This is a genomic window from Nonomuraea sp. NPDC049646 (assembly GCF_044465525.1).
Classification (GTDB): Bacteria; Actinomycetota; Actinomycetes; order Streptosporangiales; family Streptosporangiaceae; genus Nonomuraea.
Genome location: NZ_JBITLU010000002.1, coordinates 392,722 through 405,069, shown reverse-complemented (window position 1 = coordinate 405,069; position 12,348 = coordinate 392,722). Strand labels below are relative to the sequence as shown.

Below are 12,348 nucleotides of genomic sequence, written 5' to 3'. Positions count from 1 at the left end.
CTTAAGGGCGGGGGAAGGTCACGATGGGAGGCATGAGAATCGCCCTGGTCGCAGACCGTTCACCCGGCGTCCGGTCCCACGCCCGCGTCCCCCGCCTGATCGAGGCGCTGCGCGAACGCGACGGCATCGCCCTGGACCCCTACTGGATTCCCACCACCGAGACCGGCGACCTCGACGGCTTCGACGGCATCTGGATCATGCCCGGCAGCCCGTACGCCAGCGAGGCCGGCGCGGTCCAGGCCGCCCGCACCGCCCGCGAGCGGCGCATCCCGTTCCTGGGCACCTGCGGCGGCTTCCAGCACATGCTGCTGGAGTACGGCCGCAACGTGTGCGGGCTGGACGTCGCCCACGCCGAGAACACCCCCGGCGCCGGGGCGTTCCTGCTGGAGCCGCTGTCGTGCTCGCTGGCCGGGCACGAGGGGCTGGTACGCCTGACCCCCGGCTCGCGGATCGAGCAGATCATGGGGACCACGTCCGTCGTCGAGGCCTACAGCTGCTCCTACGGCCTCAACGACGCCTACCGCGAGACGCTGGCCGAGCACGGGCTCGTCTTCTCCGGCCATGCCGAGGACGGCATGGTGCGGGTGGCCGAGCTGCCCGGCCACCCGTTCTTCGTCGGCACGCTGTTCCAGCCTGAGCTGGCCGGGGACGGACGGCGTCCGCACCCGCTGGTCGCCGCGTTCGCCGCCGCCGTGCAGCGCCACGCCCGGCCCGCCGCCGCGGCCCGCTGAAGGCCGGCGCGTACGGCGGGTCGGCGCGTACGGCGGGCGGGGGCTGGAGGTCAGCGGGTACCGGCCGGTGGTGAGAGCCGGCGCGTTCCTGCCGGTGGTGAAAGGCGGCGCGTACGGCGGGCCAGCAGCGCCAGGAGAGCGGCCATCACCAGGCCGAGCGCGGTGAGCGAGACCCGGTCGGCGGGCGTCTCGCCGTTGGCGAGCACGCCGAAGGCGGTGTGCCCGATCAGCGCGCCGCCCGCCAGCGCCAGGCTGTGCCGGTCGCTCCAGCCGCCGCGCGCCGCCCACCGCCGTACGAGCAGCGCGGACGCCACGGCCAGCAGCGCCGCGGCCGCCATCGGCGCCGCCACCCAGCCGCCCTGGGTGAAGGCCGGATGCCGGGCCCCGCCGAAGGGGAACAGCAGCGCCAGATACCCGAACGCGACGACCCCGCCCCCCACCGCCACCAGCGCCGGAACAGGCACCCCCGCCGACTCCCCGGCCCGAGTGCCCGACGGCAGCGCGCTCGACGGCAGCGGACCCGACGACGGCGCACCGGACGACGGCGCGCCCGACGACGGCGGGACGAGCCGCAACGCCGTGACGGCCAGCGCCGCCACCGCCAGCAGCAACCCCGCCTGGGCCGGCCACGGCGCCAGGTAGCCGGGGTCCATGAAGGCCGCCGTCCAGCGCAGCAGCAGCGCCCCCAGCACGAACACCACGCCCGCCGTCACCAGCCCGGCCCGTCCCAGGTAGGGGCGGTGGCGCAGCGCCGGGAACAGCAGGTCGGCCAGCAGGATCGGCAGCGCCACGCTGAACACCGCGTGGTAAGGGATGTTCAGCTCGGTGTAGGCGCTGTTGAGGCCCAGGACGCGCGGCGCCCACCCCGCCGCGCCGTACAGGGTGGGGCTGGTCAGCGCCTGCAGCGCCAGCCCCTCCTCCACGATCCCGTACGCCGCCCCCAGCAGCAGCACCGACCCCCACCCGCGACCGGCACGGCGTACCAGCTCGCGGATCAGGACGGTGCCCGCGCCGTAGATCGGCGTCCACACCAGCAGCAGCCACGCCTGGCGCAGCGGCGGATTGCCCAGCGTGAGCTCGGCGACGACCGGCGTGAGCCCGGCCAGTACGAGCGCGGCCCACCGGCCGCGTGCCTGAAGGGAGACCATGCCCCCACGTTCCCGTCTTGCGCGGGGGCGGCGCTGCTGCCTTGCGGCCGGTACGTGGCCACCGCGGTCGTGCACCGGTGACGACTTTGGTTGCCACGGCCGGTGACCACGGTTGCCGCCCGGCACGACGCACGCGGGCTACGATCGGCCATGGTGTTCGGGGCGAACAGCCCGCAGACGGGCGACGAGAAACAGGCCGACCAGACCGGGCGCACCAGGCAGACATGGCGGGCGCGGTGGGCGCGGTGGGCCGGCAGCTCCGGCGACAACCAAGACAGCGCGCAAGACCGCAGGCAAGACAGAGGCCAAGACAGCAGGCAAGACGGCGGCCGAAACAGCGGCCAAAACGGCAGGCAAGACGGCGGGCGGTCGCGGCGGGAGCGGGCCGCGGTCGCCGGAGGGGTCGTGTTCGCCCTGGCCGGCGCCGTCTCCGTGGCCTGGGGGGATCTCGCCCCCGGCACCCCCGGCTGGTACCTGTGGGCCGACGTCACGGGAGGCGCGGCGGCGTGCGCGGCGCTGTGGTGGTGCCGCCGCCGTCCGGTGGCCGCCGGGCTGGCCGCCGTCGTGCTGGCGATCCCGGCCGCCGCCGCGTCGGTCGCCGCCGGGATCGCCACGCTGGTCGTCGCGCTCTACCGGCGTCCGCCCGTGGCCGTGGCCGTCGGGGTGGCGTGGGTGGCCGCGTCGCTGGCCAGGTTCGCCCTGCGTCCGCCGGGGCTGGCGCCGTACCCGGTGTGGGCGCTGGTCGCGGTGCTGTTCGGCGGGGCCGTCACCGGCTGGGGCATCCTGGCCAGGACCCGCCGGCAACTGCTGGCCTCGCTGGCAGAACGCGCCCGCCGCGCCGAGGCCGACCAGCGGCAACGCGCCGAGGAGGCGCGCCGGGCCGAACGCCTGGACATCGCCCGCGAGATGCACGACGTCCTGGCCCACCGGCTGTCGCTGCTGGCCGTGCACGCCGGCGCGCTGCGCTTCAACGCCGCCGCCACGCCCGCCGAGGTCGCCGAGACGGCCGAGGTCATCCGGGCCAGCGCCCACCAGGCGCTGCAGGAGCTGCGCGGCGTCATCGGCGTGCTGCGCCGCCACCCCGGCGACCAGCCCGCCCCGGCCCCGCCGGCCGCGGAGGGGCCGCCGGGCGGGCTGGAGCCGCTGGTGACGGAGTCGCGGCAGGCCGGGATGCGCATCGACCTGCGCGAACACGGCATACGCTTCGCCGACCTGCCCGAGCCGACCCGGCGCACCGCCTACCGCGTCGTCCAGGAGGGCCTGACCAACGCCCGCAAGCACGCTCCCGGCAGGACCGTCACCGTCGAGGTGCGCGGCACGGCCGGCCGGGAGCTGACCGTCGAGGTGCGCAACCCGCCGCCCGCCGGGCCGCGGGCGGAACTGGCCGCCACCGGCGCCGGAGCGGGGCTGGCCGGCCTGGAGGAACGCGTCACCCTGGCCGGCGGCCGGCTGGACCGCGGACCGGCCGGCGACGGCGGTTTCCGGCTGGCCGCACGGCTACCATGGCCCCGTGGATGAGTCGCGGAGTGAGCCCGGCCCGATCCGGGTGCTGATCGTCGACGACGACGCGCTCGTCCGCACCGGGCTGACCCTGATGCTCAAGGGCGCCCCCGACCTGCGCGTGGTCGGAGCCGTGGCCGACGGCGGGCAGGTCCAGGCCGCGGTCGGCGAGCACTCCCCCGACGTGGTGCTGATGGACATCCGCATGGCCGGCCTCGACGGCATCGAGGCCACCCGGCGGCTGCGCGCCCGCACCGGCGCCCCGCAGGTCATCATCCTGACCACCTTCGACGCCGACGAGCACGTGCTGCGGGCGCTGCGCGCCGGAGCCGGCGGGTTCCTGCTCAAGGACACCCCGCCCGAGGGCATCGTCGAGGCCATCAGGCGGGTGGCGGCCGGCGAGCCCAGCCTGTCGCCCAGCGTCACCCGCCGCCTGATCGCCCACCTGATGCCCGAGGAGGACGACCAGCGGCGCGCCGAGGCCCGCCGCGTGCTGTCGGCCCTCAGCGAACGTGAGCGCGAGGTGGCGCTCGCCGTCGGGCAGGGCAAGCCCAACGCGGTCATCGCCGGCGAGCTGCACATGAGCGTGGGCACCGTCAAGGGCTACATCTCGCGCATCCTGACCAAGGCGGGCCTGGACAACCGGGTGCAGCTGGCCCTGGTCGTCCACGACGCCACCTAGCGGGCCGGCGCCTCCAGCAGCCGCGCCAGCCTGCGCAGCGAATGGCGGGCCAGGGCCGTCACGACCGGGCGTCCCGCCGGCCACAACGCCCGGCCCGCCGCGCCCAGCGGCAGCAGCAGCTCCTCGGCCCAGATCACCCGGCTGCCGCCCCGCCACGGCCGCACCCGGATCGCGCCCCGCCCGCGCACCAGCCGCCCGGTGTGCTCCATCAGCACGTACGACGGCGGCTCGAAGGCCACGATCGTCATCGTGTCCAGGAACCCCACCGGCCGCACCCCGGTGTAGGCCTCCACGTGGCGCTCGCCCACCTGCCGCGCCGACGTCATGAACATCCATTCGCGGTGCCGCGGCCAGTCGGTGATCAGCGCGAACACCTCCTCCGGCCGCGCGGCCACCTCCACCGCCGCGCCCGCGTACACCGGTCTCATCGCTGGCCTCCTCGTGTGCCGGTCCCTCCGTCGGGACATGAGGTACGTGCTCATCATCCGGCCGGACGAACCCGCCCCGGGTTCGGGGGGCATGTGAAGGTCCCGCCGCCGGGCTGAGGACTGGGGAAGTCAGACCCGGCGGCGGGACCGGCATCGGGATCACGACCCCGGCGAGGAGCTCCCGCCGTGACCGGCCGGGCCGTACGCGGTGAGGTACGGCCGTGCGCGGCCGGCCGGGCGGTACGCGGTTGCGCTGCGGACAACGGCCGGCCCCGCGTCATGGGGGTGACCGTCGGGGTGACCGTGGTGACCGCAGCGGCTCGCGGCCCTGACCGGGGACGTGCCCGTGCCCGTCGCGGCCCGAGCCGCGACGACGCCGCCGGCGGGCGTGACCGTCGGCACCTCGACGACGGTCCCCGGCCCGCTGACGGCTGTGCCTGTCATGCGCTCCTCCTCCCTGCCCGAGCGGGCGACTCTGCACCGTGACTACCCCATGTCACTCTCCGTGAAGCTCGATGGCCGGGTAAAATCCCCGGTCAGCAGCCCAACGGCAGGGCTGCGATCACGTTGGGTGAGGGAAATCGCGGCGCGGAAGGCGGGTCCGCCGGAACTGTCGGAGCCTGGTGGCACACTCGGCGGGCATGAGCGATGACGTGCGGCTGCGGCCCGTCCTGCAGGCCGATCTGGAGGTGTTCCTGGAGCAGGAGCACGACGAGGAGGCCGTCCGGCGGTCCCGGTTCGCCCCTCGCGAGCGGGCGGCCTTCATGACCCACTGGACCACCCGGGTCCTCGGCGATCCCACCGTCCTGGTGCGCGCGGTCACGGTCGGGGGCGAGGTGGCCGGGAACGTGGTGTCCTGGCGGGAGGGCGGGCGGCGGTTCGTCGGCTACTGGCTGGGCCGCCCCTTCTGGGGGCGCGGCGTCGGCACCGCGGCTCTGGGGCTGTTCCTGGCGGAGGAGAAGACCAGGCCCCTGTACGCCGACCCTTACGCGGGCAACACCGGCTCGGTGCGGCTGCTGGAACGCCACGGGTTCCGGCACGCCGGCACGGTCCGGCACGGCCAGGACGAGCATCTGCTGCTGGTGCTGGGCGACGACCTGTCCGCCTGACCGGTCAGGCGGGGGCCGGGCCCGTTTGCGGCGTGAGCGTGCCCGCCGGGGCGTGGGCCGCCGTTGGGCGTGAGCTCGGCGGTGGCGGCTTGCGGGCGGGTGGCTGTCGGGTGGCGGGTGGGGTCAGCTGCGGCCGCCCGTGAAGGGGGGTTCGCCGTCCTTCAGGGCGCGGAAGCGTAGCGCCGACCACATCTCGTCCACCGCGACCTGGCCGTTGGGACGCAGCCCGTACTCGCCGACGATGGGCCACAGCGTGTCGCGGTTGATGTCGGACGTGTTGCCCTTGGGGTAGGCGACCCAGACCACGGGCGGCGTGGTGATGTCGCCGCGGTGCTCGTCCAGGATCCGGCGGGCCGCGGCGGCGTCGGAGGCGAAGATCAGCGCGACGTCCGCCTCCTTGACCGATCCGGCCTCGCCGGCGCCCTCGGGCAGCGGCCCCAGGAGCGGCCGACGGGCGGGGTCGGAGACCCACACGGCGGTCGCCGGCTTGATGAGCAGCTTGTCGGCGACGGTCTTGGCGGCCATGTCATGCCCTCGTGTAGATGAGGTTCAGCACGCCGGTGCTGAAGGTGGTGGAGGTGGTCAGGGTGAGCGGGATCTGCTCGCGCACGTCGTCGAACAGCCGCTTGCCCGAGCCGACGACGATCGGGTGGAGCAGCAGGTTGAGCTCGTCGAGCAGGCCCTCGCGCAGCAGCGAGACGACCAGGGTGGCGCTGCCGACGACCGAGATGTTCCCGCCGGCGCCCTCCCGCAGCGCCGCCAGGTCGGCCAGGCTCACGACCTCGGTGTTCTGCCAGGACGGCGAGGTCAGCGTGGTGGAGACGACGTACTTGGTCGAGTTGTTCATCGCCTCGGCCATCGGCTCCTTCTCGGGGTCCTGGTGCGGCCAGTAGCCGGCGAACTCCTCGTAGGTGTGCCGGCCCAGCAGCATGGCGTCGGCGGCCTGCATCTGCGCGCCGACCGACTGGCCCATCTCGTCGTTGAAGTACGGGAAGTGCCAGGTGTCGGGGGCCTCGACGACGCCGTCGAGGGAGATGAACAGGCCCGCAGTGATCTTTCGCATGATTGTCGCTCCTTGAGTTCCTGAGGTGCCTCAACCCTCCCACCGACAAATGAAGTTGTCAAGACGACTTCGATTGTCCGAAGTGCGCTCTCGGGCCGGGCGCCGAACTCCAGGGCGAGCTTCTGCCGGTCGGCGTGGCGGCTGAAGGCGACGATGCGTTCGGCGCCGAGCAGGCCGACCGCGCCGTCGCCCACGACGGCGACGATCTTGCCGGGCCCGGCCTCGGCGGCGACCGCGCCGATCGGTTCGGCGTGCACGCAGCGGGACTGGTAGCCGGCCCGGCAGATCTCGCAGGTGTTGTCGGAGGCGAAGAACGACCCGACGACGAAGTCGCCTGGCTTGATCGTCTCGACCTGGTCGCCGACCTGCTCGACCACGCCGACGTACTCGTGTCCCATCGGCGCCGGCGCGTCGGACCTGTCCACGCCCCGGTAGGGCCACAGGTCCGAGCCGCACACGCATGTGGCGGTGACGCGGATGACCGCGTCGGTGGGCCGGACGAGCGCCGGGTCGGGACGGTCCTCGACGCGCACGTCGCCGGGGCCGTGCAGAACTGCTCCACGCATGAGTGGTGTCTCCTTCGAAAGATGTCAGTGAGGGCGGCGGATCTTCCGGCGCGCCGCGCCGCAGGCCCGCCGGGAAGGCGCCTCGCCGGCCGGCGGTCAGTGCTCCGGCGGACCCGGCGCCGGCAGCGTCCAGGCGCGGTTCCCCCACCCACGGGGCACTTTCCCCTGGTGGGCGCGGCAGGAACAGGTGAGCGGATCTCTCGCCCGGCATTTCGCCGGGAGCTGCGAAGGCCCTGAGATTCGCCGGACGGCGCCTACCGCGTCGGCGCGGCGGCGAGCTCGGGTTCGTCGAGCTGAGAGGAGGCGGTCCCCGCCGTCCGCGGGTATCCGGCCAGGGCCGGCGTGGTCGCGGGCGGGGTGGTGGCGGGTACTGCTGCGGCGACAGGCCGTGGATGCCCTGCAGAACGGACGATGGCCAGGCGACCAGCGGCCGCACCTCACCGCACTGAGCTCGCCGAAGGCATCTACCGCAGCGACGGTCCGGGCGGATCGGTCACCGGCGAGGGCGTGGCGTGCAGGAGGGTCAGGGCGGCCTGGAGGGCGTGGTCGGCGGCGGCCGCGCCGTCATGATGGGCCGCGACGACGGTCGCCCCCTCGACCAGCATCAGCAGCTGCCGCCCCACCAGCCCCGGATCGGCGGCCCCGGCGCGTTCGGCGATGCCGGTCAGCAGCTCAAGGTAGCGGTCCAGGTGGCGGGCGGTGATGGCCCGTACGGGGTCGGCGTGGTGCTGGGCGGCGGCGTTCAGCAGGGCGCAGCCGCGGAAGGCCGGGTCGGCGTACCACTGGCGCAGGGCGTCGAACACCGCGCCCAGCTGGGCGCGCGGATCGTCGCCCGCGGCCCGGGCGCGGGCGGCCAGGCCGCGGGCGACCCGGTCGCTGCGTGCCTGGAGGACGGCCTCGACCAGGCCCTCCTTGGTGCCGAAGTGGCGGTAGAGGGTCTCCTTGGAGATGCCGATCGCGGCGCACAGCCCGGCGACGCCGATGCCGTCGAGGCCGCGCTCGTACAGCAGGTCGGTGGCGGCGCTCAGGATGGCGGCGCGGGTGCGGGCGGGGTCGATCGTGGAGCCTTTGGCCACGGGCATGGCTTGGATAGTACCGGTCGGTTCGATCGGCTGCTAACGTCTCGGGTCGTACCGATCGGTTCGATCTTGGGGAGTTCATCCATGTATGACCCGCTTGCCGCAGACCCGCCGCGCGACCCCGACTTCCCGGCCACCACGCCGCAGGTGACGTTCGACAGCGGCGGGGAGCGCCTGCTCGGCGTGCTGCACCTGCCCGCCGGGCCCGGCCCGCACCCCGTCGTCGTGCTGCTGCACGGGTTCCCCGGCAACGAGCGCAACTTCGACCTCGCCCAGACGCTGCGCCGCGCCGGCTACGCCGCCCTGGTGTTCCACTACCGCGGATCATGGGGCGTGGGCGGCACCTGGTCCTGGGGGCACGTGCTGGAGGACGCCGCCGCGGTCGTCGCCGCGCTGCCCGGCCTGGCCGCCGCCCACCGGCTCGACCCGCGGCGCCTGGCCCTGGTCGGCCACAGCATGGGCGGGTTCGCGGCGCTGATGACGGCCGCGGCGGACCCCTCCGTGACCGCCGTCGCCTCCGTCGCCGCGTTCGACCTCGGGGTGGCCGCCGGGCTGTGCCGCGCCGACCCCGAGGCACGGGCCGGGTACGTCAAGGCGTTCGACGGCGAACTGGCCCCCCTGCGCGGCACCAGCGGGCAGGCGCTGGTCGAGGAGATGGAGGCGGGCGGCGACGACTGGCGCCTGGCCCGGCTCGCGCCCCTGCTGGCCACCCGTCCGGTGCTGCTCGCCGGCACCGGCCACGACGTCGTCACGCCGCACGAAGTGCACCACGAGCCCCTGGTCGCCGCCTACCGGGCACACCCCGTCGAACGCCTCGAAGACCACCTCTTCCCCACCGACCACGCCCTGTCCGACCACCGCGTCACCCTGGCCCGCACGATCCTCGGGTTCCTCGAACGCTCCCTGTGACGGCCCCGCCCTGCCCGGGCGGCGGCCCGTCAGGAGGGACGGGCCACGTACGCGTGCTTGGCCTCGCCGGAGAAGCCGCAGGCGCGGTAGAAGGCGTGGGTCGCCGGCCTGCGGGAGCTCGTCATCAGCATCGCCTTGTAACAGCCGGCCTCCCATGCGGCCCGGAGGGTGGCGGCCATGATCTGCTTGCCCAGCCCGGCGCCCCGCCGAGACGCCTCCACGACGACGTTCTCGATCACGGCGTACGGCGCGGCCGACCGGGTGAGGTTGGGGATCACGTTGAGGTAGGTCGTCGCGACGACGTCCCCGTCCAGTTCGAGCACGAACAGGCGCAGCACGGGGGATGCGAGGATCTGCCGGAAGACCGCCGCATCGGAGCCGTCCACGACATCCGGGTCGTCCGGCTGCAACTGCCGGTAGAGGCGGACGATGTGCTCGAAGTCCTCAAGCCGGGCCTCGCGGAACATGCGGGGAGCATAACAACATGCCGCGCGCGGCAGGCCCCTCAGGCCAGCGGGGCCGAGGGGTCGCGCGGCGCGGATCAGGCAGGCAGTGCGGCGCGGATCAGTGCCGCGTCCTGGTCGAGCTGGGCGCGCGAGCGGCTCCGCCACTCGGCGCCGACCACCACGCCGTCGCCCGCGAAGCGCGGCACCACGTGCAGATGCAGGTGGAAGACGTCCTGACCGGCGGCCTCGCCGTCCGCCAGCGACAGCCGCACCCCCTCGCAGCGCAGCCCCGAGGCCCGCAGCGCGGCCGCCACCCGCCGCGCCGCCCGCCAGATCGGCCCGCCGATCGCGTCACCGGCCTCGGCCAGGCCGGCGACGTGCGCGCGCGGCATCACCAGGACGTGACCGGGCGTGACCGGGTGATGGTCGAGGATCGCCAGGACGTCGTCGTCGCCGTGGACCACGCTGGCCACGGTCCGCCCGGCGACGATCTCGCAGAAGACGCACGTATCCATACCGGTCATGATCGGCGACGGCAGGCGGCGGCCGCACCCGGTTTTCCGCGCTGCGCGTCAGCGGCTCACAGCGGTCTCTTGTCCTATTCGGGACAACTTGCCGGGGTTGCGCACGGCGTACAGGCCGCTGATGAGGTCGCCGTCCAGGCGGATCGCCACGACGCTGTCGATCTCGCCGTCGACCTCGACGAGCAGCGCCGGATGGCCGTTGACGTGGGCCGGGCGCAGACGGGCCGTGCCGGCGATCCTGGACAGCACCCCCGCCACCGTGACCGCGCCCTCGACCGGCGCGAGCGCCGCCCGCACCACGCCGCCCCCGTCGGTGAGCAGGACGACGTCGGGAGCCAGCAGGTCGAGCAGCCGCCGCAGGTCGCCGGTCTCGATCGCGCTCCGGAAGGCCGCCAGCGCCTGACCCGCCTGCTCGGCCGAGACGCTCGCCCGGGGACGCCGCGCGGCCACATGCCCCCGGGCGCGGTGGGCGATCTGCCGCACCGTCGCCGGGGCCTTGCCGACGGCCTCGCCGATCTCGTCGTACTCCAGCCCGAACACCTCGCGCAGCACGAACACCGCCCGCTCGGTGGGATGCAGCGTCTCCAGCACCAGCAGCATGGCCATCGAGACGCTCTCGGCCAGCTCGACGTCCTCGGCCACGTCCGGCGAGGTCAGCAGCGGCTCGGGCAGCCACGGCCCGACGTAGGACTCCTTGCGGCGGCGCATCGTGCGCAGCCGCGTCAGCGCCTTCCTGGTGACCATGCGGACCAGGAAGGCGCGCCGGTCGCGTACGGACTCCAGCTCGACCGACGCCCACCGCAGCCAGGTCTCCTGCAGGACGTCCTCGGCGTCGGCGGCCGAGCCCAGCATCTCGTAGGCGACGGTGAACAGCAGGTTGCGATGCTCGACGAACGCCCGGGTCGCGCTGTCGGCCTGCTCGGCCTGGTTCACCTGGTCCGCCGGTTCGACGCTGGTGTCCATCACGTGCTCCCGCCTGTCGGTTCTCGACCTTGCCACATGCACCAGACGCCGGTCGCCGCCACCGCGTGACATCGGACCACAGTGGCGCCCGTCACATCGCGCGGCGGTCAGCGGGACTCCGCGGCGGCCTTCAGGTCGCGCAGCCACGCCTCCAGCCCGGCGCCCAGGAGCTTGGTGGCGGTGTCCACGTCGGCCTCGACCTGGCCGCCGGTCCAGGTCTCCTCGGTGTGCACGCGCACACCGCCCTTGACCTGGGTGAACGTCCACAGGTGCACGCCGCGGTCGATGCGCACGCCGGTGCCGGCCGCCGGCCCGCTCCACAGCAGGCAGGCCCCGCGCTTGACGCGCCGGAGGGTGGAGGTGATGTGCATGGTGGTGGCCGGGGTGGTGGCGGTGGCCGGAGCGGGCGTGGTCCACCGCCACGACGAGCCGGGGCGCAGCGGGCCGTGGTCGAGGCGCTTGCTGGACAGGACGGGCTGCTGCCAGTCGGGCCACTGCTCCACCCGCGTCTGCAGGCCGAAGATCCTGCTCAGCGGGGCCTTGATGACGATGTCGGCCCGGTAGCGGATGCGGGCGGAGGCGTCGACCCCCTCACCCTGGCACCGGGCCGCGCCGGCGGTGGCGTGGGCCGCCGGGGCGTTGCCCGCCAGGACGCCGGCCACGGCGAGCGGGATCAGGATCGAGGCGACGCGGACGTTGCTGAACATGGTGTTCCTCTCGTTGAGTGATCGAAGAAAAAGGGGGCGTCAGCGCCGTCCGGCCCGGACGATGGCCGCGACGAGCGCGGCGCAGGCGGCGACGATCAGCACGGCGAAGGCCGGGTGCATGTCCTTCGACAGGCTCGGCGCACCGCCGGGACGGGCCAGCCACACGGCGAGCGGCGCCGCATAGGTGAGCGCGACCAGCACGGCCGCCCACCGGACCAGCCGGTCCCGGACGTGCCGCAGCGCGCCGACCAGCACGATCGCGACCGGAACGACCGCCAGCAGCGCGAACTGGCCGACGACCATGACGGGCACCGCCCAGGCGGCGACGCTCACCGCCACCGGCGTCCTGCGAGCGGGACGGGCGGACGGCTGGTACGTGGTCATGACATTCCCCTTCACCTGGGTGGCTATAAGCTCATGCGTTCGTTAGAAGTTATAACCGCATAGGGAAAGGAGTGTCAACAACGTTCGTGATAGCCTCTAACTAAATCTC

The 12,348-nt window shown here is 74.2% G+C and carries 16 protein-coding genes and 1 pseudogene; 5 read left to right on the top strand and 12 right to left on the bottom strand.

The features are described 5' to 3' along the window. The first annotated feature begins 32 nt into the window (after nucleotides 1-32). A complete protein-coding gene (locus ACIBQ8_RS06730) occupies nucleotides 33-731 on the top strand; it encodes a gamma-glutamyl-gamma-aminobutyrate hydrolase family protein (RefSeq protein ID WP_397191380.1) in 699 nt (232 codons plus the stop codon). A gap of 50 nt (nucleotides 732-781) precedes the next feature. Here the strand turns inward: ACIBQ8_RS06730 and ACIBQ8_RS06725 are convergent, their stop codons facing one another. After that, nucleotides 782-1,879, bottom strand: a complete 1,098-nt coding sequence (locus tag ACIBQ8_RS06725) for a hypothetical protein (RefSeq protein ID WP_397191379.1) — start codon at nucleotides 1,877-1,879, stop codon at nucleotides 782-784. A 405-nt stretch (nucleotides 1,880-2,284) separates the two neighbouring features. Here ACIBQ8_RS06725 and ACIBQ8_RS06720 point away from each other — a divergent pair, with 405 nt between their 5' ends. Next, nucleotides 2,285-3,397, top strand: a complete 1,113-nt coding sequence (locus ACIBQ8_RS06720) for a sensor histidine kinase (RefSeq protein ID WP_397191378.1) — start codon at nucleotides 2,285-2,287, stop codon at nucleotides 3,395-3,397. Then, the gene (locus ACIBQ8_RS06715; RefSeq protein WP_397191377.1) at nucleotides 3,390-4,061 is read left to right on the top strand and encodes a response regulator; all 672 of its coding nucleotides are present in this window, start codon (nucleotides 3,390-3,392) and stop codon (nucleotides 4,059-4,061) included. Before ACIBQ8_RS06720 ends, ACIBQ8_RS06715 begins: the two co-directional genes overlap by 8 nt. Here the strand turns inward: ACIBQ8_RS06715 and ACIBQ8_RS06710 are convergent. Together ACIBQ8_RS06710 and ACIBQ8_RS06705 are read right to left on the bottom strand one after the other, a co-directional pair. Beyond that, nucleotides 4,058-4,489: an SRPBCC family protein gene (locus tag ACIBQ8_RS06710; protein WP_397191376.1), complete on the bottom strand. Its 432-nt coding sequence runs from the start codon at nucleotides 4,487-4,489 to the stop codon at nucleotides 4,058-4,060. The two genes, ACIBQ8_RS06715 and ACIBQ8_RS06710, sit on opposite strands and share 4 nt — an antisense overlap. Nucleotides 4,490-4,648: 159 nt before the next feature. Beyond that, entirely contained in the window at nucleotides 4,649-4,933 is a 285-nt protein-coding gene (locus ACIBQ8_RS06705) for a hypothetical protein (protein WP_397191375.1), read from the bottom strand. A gap of 197 nt (nucleotides 4,934-5,130) precedes the next feature. Here ACIBQ8_RS06705 and ACIBQ8_RS06700 point away from each other — a divergent pair, with 197 nt between their 5' ends. Next, nucleotides 5,131-5,598: a GNAT family N-acetyltransferase gene (locus ACIBQ8_RS06700; protein WP_397191374.1), complete on the top strand. Its 468-nt coding sequence runs from the start codon at nucleotides 5,131-5,133 to the stop codon at nucleotides 5,596-5,598. A 123-nt stretch (nucleotides 5,599-5,721) separates the two neighbouring features. Here ACIBQ8_RS06700 and ACIBQ8_RS06695 read toward each other — a convergent pair whose 3' ends face one another. The 4 genes and pseudogenes from ACIBQ8_RS06695 to ACIBQ8_RS06680 all read right to left on the bottom strand — a co-directional run bounded on the left by ACIBQ8_RS06695 (nucleotide 5,722) and on the right by ACIBQ8_RS06680 (nucleotide 8,309). Further along, nucleotides 5,722-6,123, bottom strand: a complete 402-nt coding sequence (locus ACIBQ8_RS06695) for a hypothetical protein (RefSeq protein WP_397177906.1) — start codon at nucleotides 6,121-6,123, stop codon at nucleotides 5,722-5,724. Nucleotide 6,124: 1 nt separating this feature from the next. After that, the gene (locus tag ACIBQ8_RS06690; RefSeq protein WP_397177905.1) at nucleotides 6,125-6,661 is read right to left on the bottom strand and encodes a dihydrofolate reductase family protein; all 537 of its coding nucleotides are present in this window, start codon (nucleotides 6,659-6,661) and stop codon (nucleotides 6,125-6,127) included. 98 nt (nucleotides 6,662-6,759) lie between these two features. Continuing rightward, a pseudogene (locus ACIBQ8_RS06685) lies at nucleotides 6,760-7,227 on the bottom strand (alcohol dehydrogenase catalytic domain-containing protein); the annotation flags it as partial. A 464-nt stretch (nucleotides 7,228-7,691) separates the two neighbouring features. Next, a complete protein-coding gene (locus ACIBQ8_RS06680; protein ID WP_397191373.1) occupies nucleotides 7,692-8,309 on the bottom strand; it encodes a TetR/AcrR family transcriptional regulator in 618 nt (205 codons plus the stop codon). An 81-nt stretch (nucleotides 8,310-8,390) separates the two neighbouring features. Here ACIBQ8_RS06680 and ACIBQ8_RS06675 point away from each other — a divergent pair, with 81 nt between their 5' ends. Further along, nucleotides 8,391-9,215, top strand: a complete 825-nt coding sequence (locus ACIBQ8_RS06675; RefSeq protein ID WP_397191372.1) for an alpha/beta hydrolase family protein — start codon at nucleotides 8,391-8,393, stop codon at nucleotides 9,213-9,215. A 29-nt stretch (nucleotides 9,216-9,244) separates the two neighbouring features. On the opposite strand, the gene ACIBQ8_RS06670 is transcribed toward ACIBQ8_RS06675, so the two are convergent. The 5 genes from ACIBQ8_RS06670 to ACIBQ8_RS06650 all read right to left on the bottom strand — a co-directional run bounded on the left by ACIBQ8_RS06670 (nucleotide 9,245) and on the right by ACIBQ8_RS06650 (nucleotide 12,239). Further along, entirely contained in the window at nucleotides 9,245-9,682 is a 438-nt protein-coding gene (locus ACIBQ8_RS06670) for a GNAT family N-acetyltransferase (RefSeq protein ID WP_397191371.1), read from the bottom strand. 74 nt (nucleotides 9,683-9,756) lie between these two features. Beyond that, entirely contained in the window at nucleotides 9,757-10,176 is a 420-nt protein-coding gene (locus tag ACIBQ8_RS06665) for an HIT family protein (protein WP_397191370.1), read from the bottom strand. Between the two features lie 57 nt (nucleotides 10,177-10,233). After that, the gene (locus ACIBQ8_RS06660; RefSeq protein ID WP_397191369.1) at nucleotides 10,234-11,148 is read right to left on the bottom strand and encodes an RNA polymerase sigma-70 factor; all 915 of its coding nucleotides are present in this window, start codon (nucleotides 11,146-11,148) and stop codon (nucleotides 10,234-10,236) included. 107 nt (nucleotides 11,149-11,255) lie between these two features. Next, nucleotides 11,256-11,855 (bottom strand): SRPBCC family protein, encoded by a 600-nt coding sequence (locus tag ACIBQ8_RS06655; RefSeq protein ID WP_397177899.1) that lies wholly within the window; start codon nucleotides 11,853-11,855, stop codon nucleotides 11,256-11,258. A gap of 39 nt (nucleotides 11,856-11,894) precedes the next feature. Continuing rightward, nucleotides 11,895-12,239, bottom strand: a complete 345-nt coding sequence (locus ACIBQ8_RS06650) for a hypothetical protein (RefSeq protein WP_397177898.1) — start codon at nucleotides 12,237-12,239, stop codon at nucleotides 11,895-11,897. Between the last annotated feature and the right edge of the window lie 109 nt (nucleotides 12,240-12,348).